Consider the following 22,302-nt stretch of genomic DNA (forward strand, 5'->3'; position numbering starts at 1 on the left):
GATAAAATAAAATTTATCCTTAAATTTTAGATGAATTTTTCTGGTCTTAGTACTTGAACATCTGAAAGATATACTATAATTGCAAAATCTGAAAATAGAGAACGTGTAATTTCTTCAACTATGTCTTTTAGCCTTGTTTCTGTGGAAATAATTTCTATTTTTACATTTTTTTCATTTTTAAATCCCTGCCCTCTAACTCCTTTAGACCCATTTCCATCAACCTCGTACAAAGTATATCCTGTAATACCATGTTTGTTTAGTATTTCTAAAATATTTTTTTGAGCAAGTATCTCACATGTCACAGTTAGTAATTTAACATCAAATAGTTTCATATTAAATTAATTCCTAAATAGTTGAATAAGTTTATCGGTGCTTCTAAATTATGTAGCACTGAAGATACTGTGAACATTATTGGTAATAAAATTATGATGTTATATGGAAAAGTTATCCCAAGTGCAGATGTTATGTATAAGCTTGGTTTTGCTTGTGGTATGGCATGTCTTAAAACTGCAGGTGCGGCAATAAACGATGCACTTGCCATCAATAATCCAAACATCACTGCTCCTCCTAGACTCAATCCTAATGTCGTCGCTACAAGTACGCCGATAATTCCATTAAATGTAGGAAGCAATATTGAAAATGCAACTAGAAACAATCCAACTTTTTTAATGTCATCTAATCTTTGACCTGCTATTATTCCCATCTCTAACAAAAATATTGCAATAGCTCCTGTAAACAATTCATCAAAGACTATGCTAATAGAATCAAATCCTTTATCCCCAATAAGATATCCAATTACTATTCCTCCCAGTAGAATTACAATTGCTTTTCCTGTTATTGATTCGTGTAGTACCTTGGAAAGATTGGTTTTATTTTGTTCTACTACCTCTTTTTCATTATTGCCTAACATGCCCTCAGGTAGTGATTGTTTTTTTGATTGAATTTGTTTTGAAACTGCCATGTTTGTAAGAAATATTGCTAGAATAAAGCTTACGGGTTCTAATACTGCTAAAATTGCTGCAAGATATCCTTCTGATTCTATGCCTTGATTTTTCAAAAATGATAATCCGACTGAAAAAGTTACAGCTCCTACTGCTCCATATGTTGACGCAAGAGCGTACGAATCAAAAATATTGAACTTTCCAAGCCTTCTTAATATTTGATAATGGTTTAATGTGAATACTAAAGAAAGTCCAATAGCTACTAACATTGGAATTAACATATCTGAAAATCCAGTGTTTCTCATCTCCAACCCTCCATGAAGACCGATTGCTGCAAGAAGATAGATTGGTAAAAATTCTGAAATTGCATCGGGCATCTTCAAATCTGATTTTATCCTTGCTGCAATAATTCCTAAAATGAAAAATAATACTATTGGAGTTAGTATGTTTGCTTGAATTAACTCTAAAATATCCATTTGAATTAATAAATTATTTTTTTGCTCCCATAAAAATCAAGGATTCCCTTTTTACGATTCTTCTGTAAGATACTTGTCTACATCAATTGCAGCCATGCATCCATACCCTGCAGCTGTAATTGCCTGTCTGTAATTTCTATCATGTACATCTCCAGCTGCAAAAACTCCTTCAATATTTGTATGAGTTTTATTTTTCAAAATGATATATCCCTCATTATCAAGTTCGATTTGTTTTTTGAAAAGTTTTGTATTTGGTTCATGTCCAATTGCAACAAAAAGACCTCCTACATCAAGTGTTTTTTCTTCACCTGTTTTAATATTTTTTAATACAGCTTGACGCATTTTTTGATCTCCTTTAATGTCTATGACCTCTTGATTCCAATGAAATTTTATTTTATTATTGTTGAATGCTCTTTCTTGCATTATTTTACTTGCTCGTAATTCCTCTCGTCGGTGAACTAGATGTACTGTTGTAGCAAATTTAGTGAGAAATGTGGCTTCTTCAATTGCTGAATCTCCGCCTCCAACTACTATCAACTCTTGATTTCTAAAAAATGGCCCATCGCATGTGGCACAATATGAAACTCCTTTTCCTGCAAATGTTTGTTCGCTATCTAGTCCTATTTTTCTAGGATTTGCTCCAGTCGCAATAATCACTGCTCTACCTTCGTATTCTTCTGATGCTGTTAGAACCTTGAATGGTTTATGTCTAAAATCCACATCAACTGCTTCATCATCGATAATTGTTGTTCCCATTCTTTGTGTTTGTTTTCTCATTTCAATCATTAAATCCGGACCCATAATCCCTTTTTCAAATCCTGGATAATTTTCAACTTCAGTGGTGTTTACCAGTTGACCTCCGGGTAATATTCCAGATAAGATTAGTGTATCATATCCTGCTCTTGAACTGTAAATCCCAGCTGTATATCCTGAAGGTCCAGCACCAATAATTATTATGTCAAATTTTGTTTTCTTTTTATCAGGCATTTTGGGAGGATCCCCTTTGTTTTCTTGAATTGTTGCACTAGAGTCTGCTGCCATCATATAACCCCCTTTGAATTTCATTAATTTAAGTTGTTAATTGTAAATCCGCATTGCTATGATCTAATCATGCTTCAAAAAATTATAGTTATTTTGTAATTTTGTATGTTTCATGAAACTCTTTGCATATTGTATATGCTATATTTTCTATGTGAAAGACCTCTGATATGTTTTTTTTACCTTTTGCAATTTCTCTCATGATGGTCATACATTTGGTGTTTTTTATGGAATCTGGCTCTTTTTCATCTGTCCAAATCTTAAAACATTCTTCAAAGTCTAGGCAGAACTTTAAAATGATTACTTCCCAATCTTCCGTAGATTTTGGAATTGCTAGTGCAGTTGCTAGTTCTTGAAACTCATTTTTCCTATCCCGTAGTAGTAAATTCAAAGTTTCTCTAGATCTTTTCTCGTCATAGTCTCCGATTAATCTAATTCTGTTCATTTCTCAATCCATATTCTTCCATTATTAAAAAGCAATCTTCTGTTTTCATCTCTGAAAATCAATAGGATGTTCTTAACTGATTAAGTTTATTATTTATTTATGATTGCTGATTCTTTCTGTCACTGTGGTTTATGTGGTCATGAATCTATAAGCGAATGTTATTCTAAACAGTGTCCTTGTTGTTTGACCGATCATCAAGGGGCATTTGGAAAAAATAGATAATTTCTATTAATGCCTTGTCTTAATTTTTAATTATTTGCTATTGTGCTCATTTAGTTTATTTAACATCAGTCGATGTTTTTCGCATAATTTTCCATTTTCTAATTGTGAATACAATAAATCTTTTTGCCAATGTGCATTAAAAAGTCTACATTCTATTTTATTACAAAATGCATCTCCTGTTTCAAAATAAAATATGGCCTGTAAAAGATAACCTTCTATGATTTGAGATAAGCGAGTATCGTTGTATTCTAAATACGTTCCTTTGTATTTTTGTTTTATTGATTCTACGTTTATTCCTTGAGCATAATTTGTCATTAATTCTAAATAATACTCTCTTGGTTTTGCAGGAGCTTCAATTACTCCTGTGGTTGAAATTATTGAAGGATTTGCGCCAATTAATGCTCTACCATGATATCTGTAATCATTATTGTCATAGGTACAAGTTAATTTATTTGTGAAAAATATGTGAAATGCTTCTAAATTTCTTTCTTTCTCTGGAATTAATTCTGTTAGTACTTTTTGTATTTCAAATCCATCATACATAACAATGTTTTCTGTTTTTGACGTGTTTTCAAAATTTGCTTCTTCAAAAATAATTTCATCTTTATTTGGATTATGCTTTTCATATGGTTTTCTGAGATTAAAAATTCTACATGCTGCAATTTTTTCAGCTGTATCTTTTTTTGAGAATTTTAGAATACTCTCTCTTGTTTCAATTGGAATTGAAAATGTTTTGTTTAGAAAAACAGCTAATTTATCAAGTTGAATTTGAGTTACTGCAGGTTCATCATACAAAAATACTTTTGAAATCTTCAATGAATCAATAAACTCGTAATAGTTTATCTTTCTAGCTCTTTAATTTTTTCCGCTGTGATCTCAGCAGCTCTTCTTCCTGAAAATAGCATTGACCCATATGTTGGACCCATTCTTGCTAATCCATGTGTTTCAGTCACAGACATTCCTGCAGCTACTAGTCCTGGATAAACTTCACCAGTTTTGTTAACTACGTGTTCTTCTCCTTCGTTTACGTACATTGGATTCATCCCTTTCCATTCAACCAATCCTCTATCGACTAGTCGTTTTACTGCAACAGAATCATGTCCTGATGCATCAATGATCATTTTTGCTTCAAGTGCAATTGGATCTACACAGGTGATATTTCTTGGTAATGCTGATACTGGCATCCAATTAACAACAATGCCGCAGACTCTGCCATTCTTTAAAACAAGATCATCAAACTTTGTAAGATTGAGGAATTTTACTCCAGCATCGCATGCTGCCGCAATTAATTTAGAAACTGCATGTGGTCCTGGTGTTAAGTATAACCCTTCTGAAACTTTTTTGTATGGAACTCCTAATTCATCCCAAATTTTTTGAGCTGGTTCTCTAACTGTTACTGGATTCATCATATATCCACCTAACCAATAACCTCCTCCAAGGTAATTATTTTGTTCAATAACTAAAACTTTGAAACCCATGTTTGAAAGATCTCGACTTGCTGTTAATCCTGCAGGACCTGCACCAATAATTATTACATCTGATTGTGCCCTATCTATTAGAACTGAATGCCATTCATTTGCAATTGCTCGAGTAATCTCAACCTCACTAACATCTGTGAATATTTTTGTTGATTTTTCTGCAATAGTAGCTTTTTGCACGAAAATCAAGATTCATAGAACCAATTAATACTTTACCACTTTTTTAAAATTAGGATAAACTAATTCTAAATTACTAGGCAATTTTTAACATGAGGAAAATTCATGTATGGTATTGAACCGTTTTCTCCTAAACTTCCCTATATCAAAAATTTATATCATAACTCAAAGCACTTTCTATTGTATTGACAGTAACTGATCTTAAACAATCGTATTCTGACTCTCCCAAGCCTAAAATTAATTGGGCAAGGATTGAAGAAGCTGAAAATTTTGCAAATACTGTAAAATTATTCCGTCAGGGTAAATACGATGAAGATAGTTTTAGACGATATAGGCTTCAACATGGAGCATATGGCACCAGAATGACTAATGACTATGCAATGGTCCGAATTAAATTACCTGCAGGGGAAATCTATCCTAATCAAATTGAAAAAATATCTCAACTTAGTGAACAGTTTTCTATAGGTAGTGCTCATTTTTCTACACGAGAAAACATCCAATTACACTGGGTAATACTAGAAGATGTTTCAGAAATTTTACGTGGATTGGCCGAAGTTGGTCTTACTTCTCGTGAAGCATGTGGTAATTCCGTACGAAATGTAATGTGCAGTCCATTATCGGGAGTTTGCCCAGATGAAGAATTTGATTCAACACCGTACGCACTTGCAACTGCAAGATTCTTTTTGAGAAATCCAATGTCTCAGAATCTCCCAAGGAAATTTAAATTCAATTTTACATGTTGTGAAAAACACGGCATGGTAAGAATGGTTGATGTTGGATTAATTCCACAAACTAGAGAATTGGACGGTTCTATCCAAAAAGGATTTAAAATCTTTCTTGGTGGTGGATTAGGTAACAGATCATTTGTAGGTCATCAATTAGAAGAGTTTACTCCAGAAGAAGATCTTTTGTATACTTCGATTGCTGTTTTGAGAATTTTTGATAGACTTGGCGACAGAAAAAATATGGCTCGAAATAGAATGCGTTATCTTGTAAATGATATGGGTTGGGATAAATTCCAAAACTTGGTTCTTAAAGAAAGAGCTATTGTGAGAGCAACTCAATCAGTTGTAACCAGTCTTGAAGTAGATCACACTCCGTCAGTAATTAAAAGACCAATCAAAATATCTGATGAAAGCGGAAGTCCTAGTCCTGATGGTTACACAAGGTGGTTAAAGACAAATACACTAAAACAAAAACAATCTCCATATCACTCTGTGTTTATTACTTTAGAGGCTGGTGATATCACATCTAACCAATTATCCGAACTTGCAACAATCATTCGAGAATTTTCCTCTGAAGGGCATGCAAGAGCTGGTTTTGTTCAAAACATCGCTTTACGATACGTTCATGAAGATGATTTGCCACGATTATACTCGAAATTACTTACTGTAGGACTGGCAAAATCTGGTGCATTGACTATGGCAGCACCAATAGGATGCTCCGGTACAACTTCGTGTAATCTTGCCTTGACTAATTCTCATAGATTGGCAAAGGAGATTCAGAGAAAATTTCTTGAACTGAAATTAGATCAAGACGACGATTTACGTGATTCATCAATAAAGATTAGTGGCTGTCCAAACTCTTGTGGTCAACATGGAATTGCAACAATAGGTTTCTTTGGAGGTGGAGGTAGAGTTGGAAAAGAAATGTTCCCTAATTATCAGATGTCATTAGGTGGACGTTCTGATGGTGAAACAATGCTTGGAGTAACATGTCATAGAATACCTGCTAAACGAGTCATCCCAGTAATTTTGAAAATTATAGAATTATTCAAACAAAACAAAAAATCTGATGATACTCTTAAAGAATGGATTCATAGAATTGTAAACGGAAAAGAAGATTCTGAAATAAAATCTGTTTTAGATATGAGAAAAGTTTTGGACCAATTAACAATCCCACCAACTAAAGAAGATGATCCTGACTTTTACAATGACTTTGGAAGTGACTCAAGCTATCACACAAAAACAGGAAAAGGCGAATGTGCAGCATGAGCCAAGAAAAAGCAATCAAGACAACAACTAACGTCGATTCATTAAGATCTGAAATTAGGGATAAAAGTGTTCGAGTAATTGATGTACGAAGAGAAGATGATTACAAACAAAGTCACATTCCAACTGCGGTTAATCTTCCACTGGCAAATTTATTATCTGATGATAGTCCAGAACGTGTTTTAAAACTTGTAAATTCAATGGGTATAGACGATGAAACTCCCGTAGTTGTTTATGATGATACATTTGGTGCACTTGCATCTAGAGTTGCCTGGACATTGGAATATCTTGGTCATTCTGATGTATCTTTGCTTGAAACAACTTTTAGTACGTGGAAATCTTTAGGCTTGGAAAATGATAATCAAGTGCCAAATATTCAAAGCAAAGAACACTCCATTCATTTAAGACCTGAAATTTTAGCTACTTCTGATTATCTGGAAAAATCTAAGGATAATTCTGGTGTGATTCTAATTGATAATAGAGAGAGGCTAAACTACCTTGAGCAGCACATTCCAGGTGCAATTAATCTTCCATATAGAACGCTTTCAACTCAAGATAAAATTTTACGCCCTAAAGACGATATGAAACGACTTTTAGAGAATCGTAGAATTTCAGGTGATTCTGAAATAATTACTTACTGTGGTAGTGTAGGAACTCTTTCTGGTTTGGCGTATTATGCATTAAAATCTGTAGGACTACCAAATGTCAAATTGTATGTCCGTTCTTTTAAAGAATGGAAAGGTCTTGAAAAACCCATAATAAAACAACAAGATGCTCACTATTGGGATTTATCTGCAGAGTGACTAGGCTATTTCGTTTCTAAGTTTTTTGGTAATTGTCACTTCTACATTATCAAAAAGGTTTAGCATCTTTGTTTTATTTTCAATAAGATAATCAACCCCTCTATCTTTTAATCTAATTTTCCATAATCTGATTTCTCTGTGTTCTTCAAAGAATTGCTCAATCATTTGCTCTCCTGATTTTGTTGGGTCAATAAACACTTCAAAAAGATCCATCGTCTTTTCAATGTCTTCTTCTTCTATAGCTTCTCTAACTGATTGTATTGCTTGACTGATCTCTTTTAGATTCTTAACAGGTTTTGGTAATTGCTTTTTCGTAATTCCAAACAATCCTTTCTTTTCTTTTCCCATTCTTTCTGCAACTTCACTTGAAAGATCATATATTGGAATTTTACTTAGACCGTCTCGTTTTTCATTTTGGATGATTAATCCCTTCTCCAGTAATTTTCTTAATGCGTCTTCTGCATCAACTTTATCTAGAAACGTCGTCCATACAATAGACCCAATCGTGTGATATCCTTGTCGTATTGATTCTAAAACCACGACTTCTACAATTCTTTTAAAACCTTCTTCAATTCTGACATTTGCAAAATCTTTATCTCTAATTGATTTTCTTGCATTTTTTACATCAATCTCAATTGAGCGCTTTAATGCTTCAAGTGATTCTGGAACTTGATTTACTAGTGACAGAAAACATGCTTTGTTATACCATGCCATTGCATATGTTGGATCTGACTCTACTGCTTTTTCAATCGCATCAAGTGCTTTAGCATAATTTTTTTGTTCATAATGGACTAAGGCCTTTAAATTCCAGGCCTCTGGATTGGTGACATCTATATCTAAAATTTTATCATAAATCTTTAGTGCATCATTATAATCTTCTAAATGAAATCTTGCATATCCTAATTTCATCAATGTTTCAATGTTGTCTGGCTCTATTCGTAATGCTTGCTCGAAGATATCTGCTGCCTCCTCAAGCTTTTCGTCTGCCATGAGGTTTACGCCTTTTTTGAATAATTTTTTACGATTATAGTCCGGATCTACTAAGCTAGTCTCAGTTCTAGGTTCTTTTTCTTCCCCATTGTCTTTATCCTTTGACTTTTTTTGAAATAGTTTCTTCACTAGCTCATCTTTGGGCTTTTGTCTAGATAAATACTATCCTTATTTGAGCCTAGTTCTACATGAATTATTATTTCTAATTGACATTTTTTTGAGGCTAATTGACTTCACTGGTGATAAAAAAACCGGTTATTTTGCACCAAATACAGAAATACTTGGAATTTACACAAACGATTATGTCTTCAAGGTTGGAGGTTCACGGTCAAGCCCCATTCAAACAATCTGGTATCTATGAGGTGCAGATCTTCATTACTGACTCTAAACCATCTGTTGACAAAATTAGAACTAAGCAATTTTCTTCACTCTGGAAAGGAAACTTCCATCTTAGAGTAAAGGATGGAATGTTTGCCGAGACACTTGGTTCTGACACAAATCCAATTCCATCCTCTGTTTCTGATCTTGATAATATTTGGATTGTAGTCGTTGATCTATTTTCTTCATTACATTCTGTATTTGATGTATCATTAGGTTCTGGCGAAAGTAAACCTGAAAGTAAACCAGAACCTAAACGTGAAACTAAATCTGAACCTGAATCTCCAAAACAACAACGTACTGTAAAATCTACTGATTCTATGTATGGTGCACCTGGCCCACAAGGCAACAAAGGTCCAACAGGTCCACCCGGTCCAATGGGTGACAAAGGTCACACAGGACCCACTGGTCCACCCGGTCCAATGGGTGACAAAGGTCCAACAGGTCCTCAGGGTTTTCCTGGTGATAAGGGTCCCCAAGGTGACAAAGGTCCAATGGGTGACAAAGGTCCACCTGGAGAAAAAGGAATTACTGGAGATAAAGGCGATAAAGGCGATAAGGGAATTTTTGGTCCTCCTGGAGAAAAAGGCGACAAAGGTTCAACTGGTCCAATGGGTGACAAAGGTCCCGAAGGAATACGAGGTCCACTTGGTCCTCCTGGTGACAAAGGGTTAACTGGTCCAACTGGCGATAAAGGCCCAATTGGATTACGGGGAATCCCTGGTGATAAAGGTGACAAAGGTCCCCAAGGTGATAAAGGTGAAAGAGGATTAACCGGTCCAACTGGCCCTATTGGTGATAAAGGTCCGACTGGACAATCTGGTGTTCAAGGAGAAAAAGGTATTCAAGGTCTTCCTGGTCCTGTTGGAGAAAAAGGTCCAACTGGCCCTATTGGTGATAAAGGTCCAATTGGTATGCAAGGTCCAACTGGTGATAAAGGATTAACAGGTCCAACTGGACCACTTGGTGATAAAGGTCCAATCGGACCACCGGGTCTAATTGGAGAAAAGGGTCCACGAGGTCCTGAAGGTCCTGTTGGAGAAAAAGGTCCACAAGGTCCACAAGGCCCTGCAGGTGCAAAAGGTCTAACCGGTGTACCTGGTCCACAAGGAGAAAAGGGAGAAAAAGGTCCAGTCGGTCTACAAGGTGATAAAGGATTAACCGGTCCAACTGGTCCTGTTGGAGAAAAAGGTCCACAAGGTCCACAAGGTCCACAAGGTGAAAGAGGAGCATCTGGACCTTCTGGTGAAGAAGGCCCACAAGGTCCACAAGGTATTCAAGGTCCACAAGGCGAAAGAGGTCAAACTGGTCCATTAGGTCCACAAGGAGAACGCGGTCCTATAGGCGAGCAAGGTCCAGTTGGTCCTGCAGGACCTAGAGGTCCACCAGGTCCACCTGGAGAAAAAGGTCCAGCTGGTGGAATGTCAATTGAACAAAAGGCTCTGTTCAAAGAACTTTTAGAAATACTAACTACTAAAAATATCATTAGTACTGAGGACCAAATTAAATTAATGAGCTATCTTTACTAATGAATAACAACGTGAAATACCGATGAGTGAAAATCCCGAAAAAATAGAATTTAAGATGTTAGATTACAAACGTCTTGAAAATGATTTTGTATCTTTTGAATTAGAAGATGGAACAATCGTGAAAGTAAAAGTTGATTTAGATAGAGTTGGAATCGCTGTTAACTTTAAAAATCCCGATGGTACTCCTCATTATGCAATTAATACATCAGTAAAGCTTTCGATCACACCTCCTAACAAAACATTTACAGTTCAAAAAAATAATATCAAAGGAAAAAGCTCACAGCCACCAAGTCAAATGTTTTCTTAGAAATCATCGCGTGCCTTGTTAATTATTTCTGTGTTATGCCAAATGATAATTTGAATCGTCTAAATATTTAACTTAATAAGTTCATTAAAACTTTAGAAATCATATGAATATTGGATTGTTCATTATGGTGATGCTTTTGTCAATAACCATATCGACATTTCCAGCATATGCTACTACTTTTCAAGGAAAAATTCTGGAATCCGATTCAGTTACTCTCAAATTTGGAACAAATGTGATAGATTACAAAGGAAATATCATACCCTTTATTGAAAAAGTAGAATTAAAATTAAATTCAGATTCCATTCTAGTCAAAAACCCTGTCTTTAGAATACTGGGAAGTAGTTTTGTCATAAAATCATTTGAAGATAATATCATAATTTATGGAATAAACAAAGACTCTTCGTTTAATTTTCATACTCTGATATTTACTGATAATAACCTAATAAAGATAAACGATAATGCCAAATTTTCAACAGCAGAAATAATTCAAGAACCAACAGCACAGAAAACAAACAATCTTCACATACTTGTACAAAGCTCACTTACCACATTCAATGCTCAAGATTTTGATTTTGATATTAAGGCATTTGATAAATTGCAATATTCCGGAAATGATTTCCAAAACTTTTTTGGAAAAATCGATGGAATAAAAATTACAGCTATAACAAAAAGTCCAGAAGGTAAGGTTCTCAACAACCAAACAGGAATTACAAAATATGGACTCTATGAAGGAAAGATACACGTTCCTGCAAATCTCTGGCCAAGTGGATGGTATACTATAGAGATTTCAGCTGATGGGGATATTGGCTCAGTACAAAAAACAATCAAGTTCTATGTTGCAGGACAAACGCCTCCAAAAGGAGGATCTAATGCCCCGTAGAACATCTGTTGGTCAACAGAATTTATAATTAATTCAAGTTCATTTCAACACTCTCTTGACTTTTTCATTTGTTGCATCTTCAATAGCTGTGACTCGTAGACGTTTTTAGATAATAATACTTATTCCTAAGTTCAGTTTTACACAAAAATCCTGTATGTTAATTATTTTTACTTGATAACAAATGTTTTCTTAGAATTCTACTTTGGGCTTTTTATTCTCTTTTCTGAGTTTTTTAAGAAGCATGGATGTTTTGACTTTTAATTCTAACAATACTTCTTGCATCTCTTCTTTATAGTTCTGTTTGGCATCATCCAAATTAATCCCTTTTAGATAATTACCAAATGATGATTTAACTAATACTGTTCTTTTCTTCATTTTTTGAGACCAATTTGGCACGATCTTATTGACGTATTTTTAGAACTTCTTATGGATTTTTTTGATAATTGTAGGTTTGTTATTAGAAATTAGAAAAAGGAAAACGAATCGTCATCCTATGACGATTGTTAATGTTTTAGACGTTTTATCGTCGTTTTTTTGCTGCGGCTTTTCTTTTTGGAGCTGCTCGTCTTTTTGGAGCTGCTCGTCTTTTTGGAGCTGCTTTCTTTCCTGCAGATTTTTTTACAGATCTACGTTTAGAGGCAGCTTTTCTTTTTGTAGCCATTAATAATTCGGCATTTTCATAGTTTTTCTATAGTATGACTAAATAAAATTACACAAATTGATTACTATTTGTCAACGAAATTTTATTTTAAAAATTATTTTTGATCGGAAAAATTTTTCAAAATCAAATTATTTTTTAAATTTCATTTACCATGTAATTTTTTCTTAATTATTATTACATTTGTATTGTATTTTACGCATAAATGTTGTAGTTTCAAATAAAAATGTCTTTGATTTTATTTTTGTAACGATGTAAGATTATCTTTTTTATTTTATTCGTTGATCTATTTTATTATTAAAAATTAATTCATGCTCCACGTGTTTTAATTATTGTTAATACGTCTTCGTCTTGCACAATGTGATCTAATCCTACTCTTTGTCCACCAAATTTTACGCTTTTCCCCCAAATTAACCCGTATCTGAATTGTCTTTTCATACTTCGATGTAATTTATTACAAATGTCTTCAACTGTGTCACCTTCTCTTGCAATTAGTGGTTCTTTAAAATCTGTTTCACCTCCCTTGGGTCTCATGTATATTCTTATAAAATTGAGTTTGTCATAGATTTTCTCTTTTAGTAACTCAATATTGATATCTGAATTGGCAGACACTTCTATGACTTCTGATTTTATTTTTGTTTTCAGATCTTCTAAAAATTCTCGATCGACAAGATCTATTTTATTTAAAATTGTAAGTGATTTTGAATAACTGATATTACCCGCTATGTGATCCGCAAGCTGCTCTGATGTGATATCTTCTCTAATGACTACTCTTGCGCTAACTATTCCATAAATGTGTAAAATATCTTTAAGATGCTGTTCTGAAATTTTTGTTAGTTTTACCTGTTGTGCAACTGCAATTCCACCCATCGGGGATTTTTCAATTGTAATATTTGGTGGCAACCGATTTAATCTAATTCCTATGCTCCCTAATTCGTTAACCAATACATCTTCGTGAAAAGGCTGAAACACATCTAACATGAGTAAAACTAAATCTGCAGTCCTTGCAACTGATAATATTCTTTTACCTAACCCTTTCCCACTTGATGCGCCTTTGATGATTCCTGGTAAATCTAGAACCTGAATCTTTGCTCCTCTATAATTCATCATTCCAGGAACCACCGTTAAAGTCGTAAATTGGTAAGCTCCAACTGTTGATTTAGCATCTGTTAATTTATTTAGTAATGTGGATTTTCCAACACTTGGTAATCCAATAAACACAACTGTTGCATCTCCAGACCTCCTTACATCAAATCCGTCAGTTTTTACACCACTTTTTTGAATTTCTCTATCTTCTTGCTCTCGTTTTAGCTTTGCAATTTTTGCTTTTAGTATCCCTATATGGTGATTGGTAGCTTTGTTGATCTGAGTTTTTGCCATTTCATCTTGAATGGCTTTAATTTTTTCAGGAATTCCCAAATCTAATCACTCCTTTGTCTGTTCTTTTCAAATAAAATCCTATGATTTTTCTTTATTATCTCTATTCTTGTGATTGGAATGGTTTGAAAATTATTTGATTCTTTAATAAATTCAGGCAAAGTGGTTTCTTTAATTTTTTTAAAATCTCTGTAAAGTACTGTGTATTTTTTTGCATCATCTGCAAATCTTGCCTTGCTAAAAATTTCTTCAATCACTCCTTTTTTTGCCATCTTTCTTACTTATTTTCATTATATTGTATTGTGATTCTTAAATTGTATTTGAAATCCTGTTTTTAATCAATTACGTCGGTATTTATCCCTGATAATCGTAAAGATGCGACTTGGTTACTTGCGATAAATGTTATCATGAACATCATGATCAATGCATGGAAAAAGCTGGAATGTTCAAGTGTGATTGCAAATGTGTTGCATCTTGATTTTTTACCCTCTAAAATTTCCTTAAATCGTGATTCTTTGCTTTAAATAACAATACATTCTAAGTAAATCATGCCTCAACTACAAATTACTGCAGAAACAATGACTAGAATGAAGACAATCACTGGAATTAGCCATGTCCGCGATGGGGATTTTATGGTTAATGAGTTGATCGATATTTTAGAACAAAAAATTCGAGAACGCCAATAATTGAAATTTCTAGACTTTGCAATTCTAAAAGATGAAAAATAATTGTAAAAAAATCAATTATTCTTTATAGTGAACTAATAATGTGTCTTTCATTACTGGATGAACTGATATTATGTTTTCACCTTTTTCAGCTAGAAATTCATTAACTACGTCTTGAAGGAATACTCCTTGAGCTAAGTTCCCTGCTTCAAAATATTGTATCTTGTGAATCATTGATTAATTATCTCTAAAGTTGCTATTAACTATTCAAATTTCATATTGGAAACTAACAATAAATAACAAGGAAATGTATCTATTTTGTGCTAGCTGTAATACTAATTCCATTAATGATATCTGCAGTTGTTGGAATTATTGGTTACTTGACATATCGCTTAATAGTCTTTGATTTATGGTGTAATCACTCTGTTAATTCAACCTTAAAAAAATACAGTATCAAAAAAACCCAATATCAAATAATAAAAGAATTCTATGACAACAAAGGAGAATCAATTTCTGAAAAAAAAATATCTCAACTAGCTAAACAGTATAGGCAAAAAGAACCTGAGCAGTTTCTAGCAATGTATGATTCTATAAGAGATAAATTAGAAAAATAAAATTATTTGTGATTATCTGGTTGGAATTTGGATAAATGGTGTTCCGCCTTCTCCTACTACAAGTGGTAGTTTACCATCCCATGCTTGAACTTTGAGCCATTCTAGATAATTTGGATTCTGAGCTAATGCTTCATTGATTATTTTGATTGCTTCAGCCTCTCCTGCTGCTTCAGCCACGTTTGCTGCTGCTATTCCTTTTGCTTGTTGTTCCTGTTGTCTTGCTTCCACTTCTATTCTTCTAAGGTCATTTTCAGCCTTCAGAGCTTTTTGCTCAGCCTCTACTTTGGATTCAATAGCCTGTGAGAATAACGGTGAAAATTGAAAATCTGTAATGGATATGGCATCCGTCAATATGTTGTATGGAGTTAGACGAGCTGTTATCTCAGTTTCTATATCTGCCTTCACAAGAGGTCTTTTTGTAATTAATTCTTCTGCATTATACTTTGCAGTAATTTGTTTTACTACTTCTTCTACTGCTGGTTGAATGATTCTTCCTTCATAATCCAATCCAACTTCTTGATACAATACATTTACAGAGTTTGGAGCTGCTCTGTAATTGACAGTGACCTCAGTTGACACTGTTTGAAGATCTCTTGAAGCGCCAGATGTGGCTTTTACAAACTTGAGTGTTCTAACTTCCATGTTTACCACTTTATCTTGAAATGGAACTACAAAATGGAGTCCTTCTTGTAATGGTGGAACAGATGTATCTACTGCACTCCAATGTAGTAAGACTCCTCTATTTCCTGACTCTACAATTTGTACTGATGCAGCAGATATGGCTGCAATAATGACAAGTGCGATAATGCCTAAAATTGCTAATTTTACTTTTCCAAAATTTACATTCATTTTTGGTTGCTGATATTTTGACAACCCTTTCTATTACATTTCACTATACATATACCATGTTAATTCGATTTTTTTAAATATTATTTTGAATTTTTATTTTTATTATTTTGATAAAAAGGCAATGATGAAATAGTTACAAAATACATCGTATAGTATGGCCGAAGATGGATTTATCTGGATTTATCTGATATTTTTCTTGATCCCTCTGGCTAGAATTATCCCACGTTTGATAAAAAAATGGAAAAAACAGTCTGGTGATATGCCTCAACAATATGATTCTCAATATCATGTCTCAAATGATATTGTTTCTGAGTCCCATTCAAAAAAATCTGAAATACCTTCTAAAATTGACTCTAAACCAAAGACTACCGAGATGTTGGTATTGGGTCAACTTACTCGTGGTACAAATAATTTTGATTCTCTTCAAAAAATATTGGGAATTGATACTGATACTCTGAATTCTGTTTTAGAAGATCTGGAAAAAAATGGATTGATGCAAGTTGATCAAAAACAAGGGTTATTTGGTCAAAAAATTGAGTTGCACCCTACTGAAAAAGGAATAAAAAAATTCTATTCTTGATTACATTTTGAACTAGTACATAGAATCATAGCAAATATTATTCGGTTCTAAAAATCACTTATATGAAAACTAAAACATTTGCAGTGGACATTGATGGCACAATCACTGAAAATGGTGTTGGACGAATTAATTTAGATGCTCTTGCCGCTTTAAGACATTTGACAAATATCGGTCATAATGTGATCTTTGTTACTGGAAGATCTTCTGTAGAAGCATACTTACTGTCTGTCTTTGGCGGTACTACAAAAATTGCTGTAGGTGAAAATGGTGGATGTATCACAGTTGACACAAATGAGCATATTTTACTTGGGAACATGCAACAATGTCAACATGCCCTTAACATTATTCAAAAAGAAATTGCCAACGTTTCAGAAAAACCGGTATTTCCGAGAATGACTGAAGTTGTATTGGAGAGAACATTTGATTTGGAACTAGCAAAACAAGTGGTATTGGAAAAAAAATTGGACGTTTTGCTATCTGATAGTCAATACGCATTTCATATCAATTCTATAGGAATCGACAAGGGAACTGGATTTCAAAATGTTATGAAACGATTATCCATTTCTCGTGATGATGTAATATCTATAGGTGATAGTGCTACTGACATCCCTTTATTCAAAATAGCAAAAACAAGCATAGCCTTGGGAAATTCATCAGAATATGTAAAATCTCAGGCAACAATGACTACAAACGCTAAATCTGGAGACGGAGTTATAGAAGCATTAGATAAATTAGCACCCAAATTATCTGAGGTATAGTATTGTCCTTCAAATCATTAATTGATGAAATTGAAAATAATCTTCATAAAATATTAGAAGATATGTCGGTATCTGATATCTCATTTACTGTAGAACCTGCAAAACCCGGCTTTGGAGATGTGAGTTCAAATATCTCCTTTTTACTTGCCAAATCTCTAAAGAAAAGCCCAAAAGAGATTGTAAATCTAATGTCTGAAAAATATCGGCAATCTCAAAACATACTTGTATCAAAAGTTGAACCACATCCAACTGGATATCTCAACTTTTTTGCTGACTGGGAAAAACTAAATCAATTAATTTTATCAGAATCTAACTTGAATGAATTTGGCTCCATAGATTTAGGTCATAATTCTGAAATTGTTGTAGAACATACTAGTGTTAATCCAAATAAAGCTCTTCACATAGGTCATATTCGTAATATTGTTCTTGGCGATACCGTTGCCAGAATTTTAAAAAAATCAAATTACAAAGTTAATGTTCTAAACTACGTTGATGATTCTGGCTTGCAAGTAGCTGATATTATTGTAGGTTTTAAGCATCTTGGATTTGCTCAACAATCTCCAACTGGAAAAAAGTTTGATCATTATTGTGGTGATGATGTTTATGTTAAAACTACTGAAAAATATGAGCAAGATCCTAATTTTGAAGAGATTCGAAAAAATACTCTCAAAGAACTAGAGGATGGTGCATCTGAAACTGCTAAATTTGCAGATACGATAACAAGACGTGTTTTAGAAAATCAGCTTGAAACCTGCTGGAATTTAGGAGTTTATTATGACTGTCTTAATTTTGAATCTCAGATAATTCGTTCAGGGTTATGGAGTAAAATATTTGAAAAACTCAAAGAAATGAACTTGGTAGAATTTGAAAATGATGGTAAGAATGCTGGCTGCTGGATTATTCGTGGTGAAAATAACGAGGAAGACAAAGTAATCGTTAGAAGTAATGGAACTGCGACTTACATTGCAAAAGACATCCCATACGCTGCATGGAAATTGGGATTGATAGACGACCCATTTTCATACAAGAAATATGAAAAAACTCAACCTGGAAATAAAATACTTTGGCAAACAACCTTGACAGCAACTAATGAGCTAAAACAAGACTTTACTGGTAATAAGGTAATCACAGTAATTGATTCAAGGCAAGCCAGACTTCAAAAAATTATTACTGGACTAATGTCAAAATTCAAATCTACTAACGATGCATACGTTCATCTTGGTTACGAATCCGTAACTCTTAGTTCTGATACTGCACAAACTTTGGGATTAGATACAGATGGCAAACAAACTCAAATGTCTGGACGAAAAGGTCTCTATGTTAATGCGGATTCTGTTTATGACTTGTTAAAAAACAAAACAATTGAGGAAACCAAAAAAAGACATCCTGAAATGTCTAACTCTGAAATTGAACAAATTGCTCATTATGTTTCTGTTGGAACATTACGTTATGAGATGATTAAACAGGATCTTGATAAAATGATTACATTTGATTTAACAAAATCATTAAGCTTAGAAGGTGATACAGCTCCATACATCCAATATACTCACGCAAGAGCATCAAGAATAATTGAAAAATCTGCTAGGAATCCCTCTATTGATGTTGACTTTTCTTTGTTAAACGATGCTTCTGAATTATCTTTGATCAAAATAATTGGTTTGTTTGAAATCTATGTTTTAGATGCTGCAAAAAATCTGTCTCCAAAAGTTATTGCAAGATACTGTCATGATTTAGCAGTGGCGTTTAATTCCTTTTATGAGCATGTTAAAGTGCTTGAATTAGGTGATGAGAATCTAGAAAACTCTAGACTGTGTCTTGTACATTCATTTAAGATAACTTTGGAAAAAGCACTTGAATTACTTGGCATTACAGCACCTGATAAAATGTGATTAAAAATTTAATAAAAAAATGATTTAGTGGCTATGTCCACAGCCACAAGAATCATGACCTCCATGTCCTTCAGATGCTTGTCCTGCACATCTGGAACATTTGTCTGAACCTGTTGGTGAGAAAAATCCTATCCCACATGATACGCATTTCATATTTGCCATAATGAATTCACAAAACTGCTGTATTTATTGAATACTGATGATGTTTTTAATGGACATTTTGATTCTGATCATGGATTAATTGTGGTAGGAATTGAAAACGAACTTATAAAATTACAACTATCTCCTTCATTTGTTGGTTCGGTAAGAGGTAAAAAGAATCTCAAGGAGTAATCTCCAGGTTCGCCATTAAATGCAAATTCCCCTGTCCAGCCTGTCTGTTCTCCGATCTCACCTATTGGTTGATTCGTAAATTCAAAAGAACCAAATTCATTTCCAGAATTCATTTGAATCAAGTCATCTCCACTACTTGGAAATGAAAAATATTCTGCTACTGTAGTAATTACAACTGGATTGATCTTCTTATCTGGATCATATTTTTTGAACCATTTATTGGTAGCTGTAAACTCTTCATCAAAAAATACTATTGATAGATTTTCTTGAGTTGAAAATCCTATCTTCATTGATGCATCATCATGAATTACTCCGTTAACACATTCTCCAGTGATCTTGATCTTAACCTGTTTTGGTTTGTTTGCTTTATCTACATCAACTAATTTCAAATATACGTCTGGTATGCCATCAAAATTAAAATCTCCTTTCCCTTCAAATTCTATCATTTTCATTTTTTTTACATTAGGATCTTTTAGTGACTGTTTAATTAGATCCCATGACTTTAGAAATTTTTTCATTGCTTTATCATAATCGCTATTATCCAAAAATTCATCTCCTTGCTCAAAATTTTGTATTGCTTTATCTAGTTTTTTTAATCCCTTTTCACTCATAATTATTTCTTGAATGCTGGTAATTGCATTATCTACTAGTATCTTATCGATTTCTGCAATCTTTAGGTTGATCATAAAAATTTCATTTTTGATGATGGATGATTCTTTTTTATCTTCTAAAATGCTATCTAGTTTGTTAATCGAATTTTTATCTAAATTTAGAACTTTTTCTCCTTCTTTGATATTTAATTCTGAACCATTTTTCCAATATTTTTCATCAAGACTCTCGTTTATTTTTTGAATTGCATCATCGATATGTTTTTTAGATTTTTTAGAAATGGCATGGTTATTTTTTAAATCTTCTAAACTCTCTACAATGTTTTGTTTTTCTTGTTTTAGATCTAATCCATAAACATCATCATTATTCAAAGAATATGAAAATGAAATTAACATCATTGATAAGAAAACTACGATAGCTTTTTTCACTCTGTTCCTATGCTTTGCCTCTTTTTAATGATTATCCCATTAGATACTGTGTTTTACTTTTAGTTCAAGCAGTAGATTCTTATCTAAAATTTTCAGGAAAACTATATGGCAAAAATTAAGCAAAACTCTTACGTGTTGTTTTACTTTAACCACTCAAAAAAATGGCTTGTTAAAATTTCCAAAAAAGACTCACTTCATACTCATATAGGTGTGATAAAACATGCTGATGCTATTGGAAAAGAGTATGGCTCTAGACTAGTCACTAACAAAGACAAGTACGTCTATCTAATTGAACCCACAATGTATGACTATGTCATGAAAATTCAGCATGGCACACAAATAGTATATCCTAAAGACATTGGCTACATTATTGCAAGAGCTGGAATTGGTAGCGGTCAAAAAATTCTCGAGATTGGTACTGGCAGCGGTTCACTTACTTCCTTTATTGCAAGTATTGTAAAACCTAGGGGGCATGTCTATACTTTTGACGTTGATGATAATTTTATGAAAATAGCTGAAAAAAATATCAAAAAAGCAGGAATGTCAAAGTATGTCACTCAGCAAAAACTTGATTTGAAAACTTCAAAGAAACTTCCTGTCGAAGAAGCTGATGTGGCTTTAATTGATCTTGGGGATCCTTGGACTGTTCTGCCGCAAGTTCGTAAAATGCTTAAAGGAAGTGGCGCTATCTTTGCAATTTGTCCTACCATGAATCAACTTGAAAAATTAACTATCGCCCTAGTTGAAAATGAATTTACTGACATTGAATCCACCGAACACATCATAAGAACAATCGAAGCACGTGAAGGAAAAACTAGACATTCATTCCAAGGTATTGGTCATACAACGTACCTATGTTATGCCCGAAAGGCATTTTTTGGTAGAGGCTCAAAGAAAAAATCTGATTCTTTTGTTGAATCTGAGACTGTCTCTGACGTTGAATCTGATGCTGAATCCACCTAATTTGCATATTTTTAGATTAAAACAAGATTTATTCCTCTATCTCTAGAATACTTGGTATTGGTTAGAAAATTAATTACTGCTACTCAAGTTAAAAAATTCATCCCTGCAAGAAAAGCAAAATCTCGTAAAGGTGATAATGGAACTGTTTTAGTTATTGGAGGCAGCTACATCTATCATGGCGCACCAATTCTGTCATCAATTGCAGCATTGCGGTGTGGAGTTGATCTAGTATACACATCAGTTCCAAAAGTAAATGTAACTCCCACTAGAGCGATATCTCCAAATCTGATTGTAATTCCTCTAGTTGATCAAAAATTAACTCGAGGGGCTGTTAACAAACTTCTTGGTGCATTACCTCACAAATTAGATTCTGCAACAATTGGAATGGGACTAGCAGTTCAAGAACGTGGGTCTTTGTTGCTTTTGATAAAGTCTCTTTTAGATAGAGATGTTCGACTTTCATTGGATGCAAGTGCACTTGTTCCTGAAGTATTGCCACTATTGTCTGACAAAAATGTTGTAGTGACTCCGCATGCTGGTGAATTTAAGCGATTATTTGGGATTGCTCCATCTGATTCTAAAAAGGAAAGAATCAACCTAGTTGAAAAAAATGCTAAGGATAATGGAATTGTTGTGTTGCTTAAAGGTGCAACTGATATAATTTCTGATGGTACTACGACATATCTTAATGAGAAAAAAACTCCTGGAATGACTGTAGGTGGAACTGGAGATGTCTTGTCTGGATTAGTGGCTGGAATGCTCTCAAAGAATCGTAATGCATTAGAGTCTGCAGTTGCTGCAACTTTTATCAATGGATTGGCAGGCAAAGCAACTCAAAAGAAATTTGGGTTGCATATGACCTCTATGGATCTATTAGATGAGCTTGCAAATGCAATGAAGCCCTTTGATAGAATTGTGTGAGTA

27 protein-coding genes are annotated in these 22,302 nt (G+C 33.7%); 12 read left to right on the top strand and 15 right to left on the bottom strand.

The features are described from left to right. Positions 1-26: 26 nt before the first annotated feature. From DSQ20_RS03610 to DSQ20_RS03635, 6 genes are all read right to left on the bottom strand, one after another. Entirely contained in the window at positions 27-332 is a 306-nt protein-coding gene (locus tag DSQ20_RS03610) for a P-II family nitrogen regulator (RefSeq protein WP_179366067.1), read from the bottom strand. Beyond that, positions 329-1,417 (bottom strand): sodium-dependent bicarbonate transport family permease, encoded by a 1,089-nt coding sequence (locus DSQ20_RS03615; protein WP_179366068.1) that lies wholly within the window; start codon positions 1,415-1,417, stop codon positions 329-331. Before DSQ20_RS03615 ends, DSQ20_RS03610 begins: the two co-directional genes overlap by 4 nt. Before the next feature lie 51 nt (positions 1,418-1,468). Then, entirely contained in the window at positions 1,469-2,461 is a 993-nt protein-coding gene (gene trxB, locus DSQ20_RS03620) for a thioredoxin-disulfide reductase (protein ID WP_179366069.1), read from the bottom strand. Between the two features lie 85 nt (positions 2,462-2,546). Then, positions 2,547-2,900, bottom strand: coding sequence for a hypothetical protein (locus DSQ20_RS03625; RefSeq protein WP_179366070.1), 354 nt, complete (start codon positions 2,898-2,900; stop codon positions 2,547-2,549). Positions 2,901-3,152: 252 nt separating this feature from the next. Then, the gene (locus DSQ20_RS03630; RefSeq protein WP_179366071.1) at positions 3,153-3,938 is read right to left on the bottom strand and encodes a DUF6775 family putative metallopeptidase; all 786 of its coding nucleotides are present in this window, start codon (positions 3,936-3,938) and stop codon (positions 3,153-3,155) included. A 23-nt stretch (positions 3,939-3,961) separates the two neighbouring features. Next, positions 3,962-4,780 (bottom strand): sulfide-dependent adenosine diphosphate thiazole synthase, encoded by an 819-nt coding sequence (locus DSQ20_RS03635; RefSeq protein WP_007550188.1) that lies wholly within the window; start codon positions 4,778-4,780, stop codon positions 3,962-3,964. A 182-nt stretch (positions 4,781-4,962) separates the two neighbouring features. Here DSQ20_RS03635 and DSQ20_RS03640 point away from each other — a divergent pair, with 182 nt between their 5' ends. Together DSQ20_RS03640 and DSQ20_RS03645 are read left to right on the top strand one after the other, a co-directional pair. Next, entirely contained in the window at positions 4,963-6,771 is a 1,809-nt protein-coding gene (locus DSQ20_RS03640) for a nitrite/sulfite reductase (protein ID WP_179366072.1), read from the top strand. Then, on the top strand, positions 6,768-7,571 hold the full coding sequence (locus DSQ20_RS03645; RefSeq protein ID WP_179366073.1) for a sulfurtransferase: 804 nt from the start codon (positions 6,768-6,770) through the stop codon (positions 7,569-7,571). Before DSQ20_RS03640 ends, DSQ20_RS03645 begins: the two co-directional genes overlap by 4 nt. On the opposite strand, the gene DSQ20_RS03650 is transcribed toward DSQ20_RS03645, so the two are convergent. Continuing rightward, positions 7,572-8,690, bottom strand: coding sequence for a tetratricopeptide repeat protein (locus DSQ20_RS03650; protein ID WP_007550191.1), 1,119 nt, complete (start codon positions 8,688-8,690; stop codon positions 7,572-7,574). 173 nt (positions 8,691-8,863) lie between these two features. Between DSQ20_RS03650 and DSQ20_RS10965 the strand changes: the two genes are divergently transcribed. The 3 genes from DSQ20_RS10965 (at position 8,864) to DSQ20_RS03665 (ending at position 11,655) form a co-directional block, all read left to right on the top strand. Continuing rightward, on the top strand, positions 8,864-10,468 hold the full coding sequence (locus tag DSQ20_RS10965; RefSeq protein ID WP_179366303.1) for a collagen-like protein: 1,605 nt from the start codon (positions 8,864-8,866) through the stop codon (positions 10,466-10,468). Positions 10,469-10,490: 22 nt separating this feature from the next. Then, complete coding sequence (locus tag DSQ20_RS03660) at positions 10,491-10,775, top strand: hypothetical protein (RefSeq protein ID WP_007550195.1); 285 nt, start codon at positions 10,491-10,493, stop codon at positions 10,773-10,775. A gap of 136 nt (positions 10,776-10,911) precedes the next feature. Then, positions 10,912-11,655: a hypothetical protein gene (locus DSQ20_RS03665; protein WP_179366074.1), complete on the top strand. Its 744-nt coding sequence runs from the start codon at positions 10,912-10,914 to the stop codon at positions 11,653-11,655. Between the two features lie 189 nt (positions 11,656-11,844). On the opposite strand, the gene DSQ20_RS03670 is transcribed toward DSQ20_RS03665, so the two are convergent. The 4 genes from DSQ20_RS03670 to DSQ20_RS03685 all read right to left on the bottom strand — a co-directional run bounded on the left by DSQ20_RS03670 (position 11,845) and on the right by DSQ20_RS03685 (position 13,962). Further along, positions 11,845-12,051: a hypothetical protein gene (locus DSQ20_RS03670; RefSeq protein ID WP_179366075.1), complete on the bottom strand. Its 207-nt coding sequence runs from the start codon at positions 12,049-12,051 to the stop codon at positions 11,845-11,847. Positions 12,052-12,175: 124 nt separating this feature from the next. Then, positions 12,176-12,316 (bottom strand): hypothetical protein, encoded by a 141-nt coding sequence (locus DSQ20_RS03675; protein WP_179366076.1) that lies wholly within the window; start codon positions 12,314-12,316, stop codon positions 12,176-12,178. Between the two features lie 306 nt (positions 12,317-12,622). Next, the gene (locus tag DSQ20_RS03680; protein ID WP_007550201.1) at positions 12,623-13,732 is read right to left on the bottom strand and encodes a GTP-binding protein; all 1,110 of its coding nucleotides are present in this window, start codon (positions 13,730-13,732) and stop codon (positions 12,623-12,625) included. A 2-nt stretch (positions 13,733-13,734) separates the two neighbouring features. Continuing rightward, positions 13,735-13,962: a DUF504 domain-containing protein gene (locus tag DSQ20_RS03685; RefSeq protein ID WP_179366077.1), complete on the bottom strand. Its 228-nt coding sequence runs from the start codon at positions 13,960-13,962 to the stop codon at positions 13,735-13,737. 276 nt (positions 13,963-14,238) lie between these two features. Between DSQ20_RS03685 and DSQ20_RS03690 the strand changes: the two genes are divergently transcribed. Next, entirely contained in the window at positions 14,239-14,376 is a 138-nt protein-coding gene (locus DSQ20_RS03690; RefSeq protein WP_007550203.1) for a hypothetical protein, read from the top strand. Between the two features lie 57 nt (positions 14,377-14,433). On the opposite strand, the gene DSQ20_RS03695 is transcribed toward DSQ20_RS03690, so the two are convergent. Continuing rightward, positions 14,434-14,589: a hypothetical protein gene (locus DSQ20_RS03695; RefSeq protein WP_007550204.1), complete on the bottom strand. Its 156-nt coding sequence runs from the start codon at positions 14,587-14,589 to the stop codon at positions 14,434-14,436. A gap of 86 nt (positions 14,590-14,675) precedes the next feature. On the opposite strand from DSQ20_RS03695, the gene DSQ20_RS03700 reads away from it, so the two are divergent. Further along, the gene (locus tag DSQ20_RS03700; RefSeq protein ID WP_179366078.1) at positions 14,676-14,969 is read left to right on the top strand and encodes a hypothetical protein; all 294 of its coding nucleotides are present in this window, start codon (positions 14,676-14,678) and stop codon (positions 14,967-14,969) included. A 12-nt stretch (positions 14,970-14,981) separates the two neighbouring features. Here DSQ20_RS03700 and DSQ20_RS03705 read toward each other — a convergent pair whose 3' ends face one another. Beyond that, entirely contained in the window at positions 14,982-15,842 is an 861-nt protein-coding gene (locus tag DSQ20_RS03705) for a prohibitin family protein (protein WP_179366079.1), read from the bottom strand. Between the two features lie 130 nt (positions 15,843-15,972). Here DSQ20_RS03705 and DSQ20_RS03710 point away from each other — a divergent pair, with 130 nt between their 5' ends. From DSQ20_RS03710 to DSQ20_RS03720, 3 genes are all read left to right on the top strand, one after another. Further along, complete coding sequence (locus tag DSQ20_RS03710) at positions 15,973-16,398, top strand: hypothetical protein (RefSeq protein ID WP_007550209.1); 426 nt, start codon at positions 15,973-15,975, stop codon at positions 16,396-16,398. Between the two features lie 62 nt (positions 16,399-16,460). Beyond that, a complete protein-coding gene (locus DSQ20_RS03715; RefSeq protein ID WP_179366080.1) occupies positions 16,461-17,156 on the top strand; it encodes a phosphoglycolate phosphatase in 696 nt (231 codons plus the stop codon). A gap of 2 nt (positions 17,157-17,158) precedes the next feature. Further along, complete coding sequence (locus DSQ20_RS03720) at positions 17,159-19,045, top strand: arginine--tRNA ligase (RefSeq protein WP_179366081.1); 1,887 nt, start codon at positions 17,159-17,161, stop codon at positions 19,043-19,045. Between the two features lie 24 nt (positions 19,046-19,069). Here DSQ20_RS03720 and DSQ20_RS03725 read toward each other — a convergent pair whose 3' ends face one another. Continuing rightward, positions 19,070-19,207: a hypothetical protein gene (locus DSQ20_RS03725; protein WP_007550213.1), complete on the bottom strand. Its 138-nt coding sequence runs from the start codon at positions 19,205-19,207 to the stop codon at positions 19,070-19,072. Between the two features lie 68 nt (positions 19,208-19,275). After that, entirely contained in the window at positions 19,276-20,415 is a 1,140-nt protein-coding gene (locus DSQ20_RS03730) for a hypothetical protein (protein ID WP_179366082.1), read from the bottom strand. Positions 20,416-20,520: 105 nt separating this feature from the next. Between DSQ20_RS03730 and DSQ20_RS03735 the strand changes: the two genes are divergently transcribed. Beyond that, positions 20,521-21,378: a tRNA (adenine-N1)-methyltransferase gene (locus DSQ20_RS03735; protein ID WP_179366083.1), complete on the top strand. Its 858-nt coding sequence runs from the start codon at positions 20,521-20,523 to the stop codon at positions 21,376-21,378. A gap of 57 nt (positions 21,379-21,435) precedes the next feature. Further along, positions 21,436-22,299 (top strand): NAD(P)H-hydrate dehydratase, encoded by an 864-nt coding sequence (locus DSQ20_RS03740; protein WP_179366084.1) that lies wholly within the window; start codon positions 21,436-21,438, stop codon positions 22,297-22,299. Positions 22,300-22,302 lie beyond the last annotated feature (3 nt).

The organism is Nitrosarchaeum sp. AC2, assembly GCF_013407385.1.
Taxonomy (GTDB): domain Archaea; phylum Thermoproteota; class Nitrososphaeria; order Nitrososphaerales; family Nitrosopumilaceae; genus Nitrosarchaeum; species Nitrosarchaeum koreense.

What these genes read in the sequence shown, in the direction of transcription:
- DSQ20_RS03695 (WP_007550204.1), bottom strand. Translation starts at nt 14,589, where the DNA reads ATGATTCACAAGATACAATATTTTGAAGCAGGGAACTTAGCTCAAGGA.
- DSQ20_RS03690 (WP_007550203.1), top strand. Translation starts at nt 14,239, where the DNA reads ATGCCTCAACTACAAATTACTGCAGAAACAATGACTAGAATGAAGACA.
- DSQ20_RS03675 (WP_179366076.1), bottom strand. Translation starts at nt 12,316, where the DNA reads ATGGCTACAAAAAGAAAAGCTGCCTCTAAACGTAGATCTGTAAAAAAA.
- DSQ20_RS03625 (WP_179366070.1), bottom strand. Translation starts at nt 2,900, where the DNA reads ATGAACAGAATTAGATTAATCGGAGACTATGACGAGAAAAGATCTAGA.
- DSQ20_RS03645 (WP_179366073.1), top strand. Translation starts at nt 6,768, where the DNA reads ATGAGCCAAGAAAAAGCAATCAAGACAACAACTAACGTCGATTCATTA.
- DSQ20_RS03715 (WP_179366080.1), top strand. Translation starts at nt 16,461, where the DNA reads ATGAAAACTAAAACATTTGCAGTGGACATTGATGGCACAATCACTGAA.
- DSQ20_RS03735 (WP_179366083.1), top strand. Translation starts at nt 20,521, where the DNA reads ATGGCAAAAATTAAGCAAAACTCTTACGTGTTGTTTTACTTTAACCAC.
- DSQ20_RS03610 (WP_179366067.1), bottom strand. Translation starts at nt 332, where the DNA reads ATGAAACTATTTGATGTTAAATTACTAACTGTGACATGTGAGATACTT.
- DSQ20_RS03615 (WP_179366068.1), bottom strand. Translation starts at nt 1,417, where the DNA reads ATGGATATTTTAGAGTTAATTCAAGCAAACATACTAACTCCAATAGTA.
- DSQ20_RS03710 (WP_007550209.1), top strand. Translation starts at nt 15,973, where the DNA reads ATGGCCGAAGATGGATTTATCTGGATTTATCTGATATTTTTCTTGATC.
- DSQ20_RS03725 (WP_007550213.1), bottom strand. Translation starts at nt 19,207, where the DNA reads ATGGCAAATATGAAATGCGTATCATGTGGGATAGGATTTTTCTCACCA.
- DSQ20_RS10965 (WP_179366303.1), top strand. Translation starts at nt 8,864, where the DNA reads ATGTCTTCAAGGTTGGAGGTTCACGGTCAAGCCCCATTCAAACAATCT.
- DSQ20_RS03660 (WP_007550195.1), top strand. Translation starts at nt 10,491, where the DNA reads ATGAGTGAAAATCCCGAAAAAATAGAATTTAAGATGTTAGATTACAAA.
- trxB (WP_179366069.1), bottom strand. Translation starts at nt 2,461, where the DNA reads ATGATGGCAGCAGACTCTAGTGCAACAATTCAAGAAAACAAAGGGGAT.
- DSQ20_RS03685 (WP_179366077.1), bottom strand. Translation starts at nt 13,962, where the DNA reads ATGGCAAAAAAAGGAGTGATTGAAGAAATTTTTAGCAAGGCAAGATTT.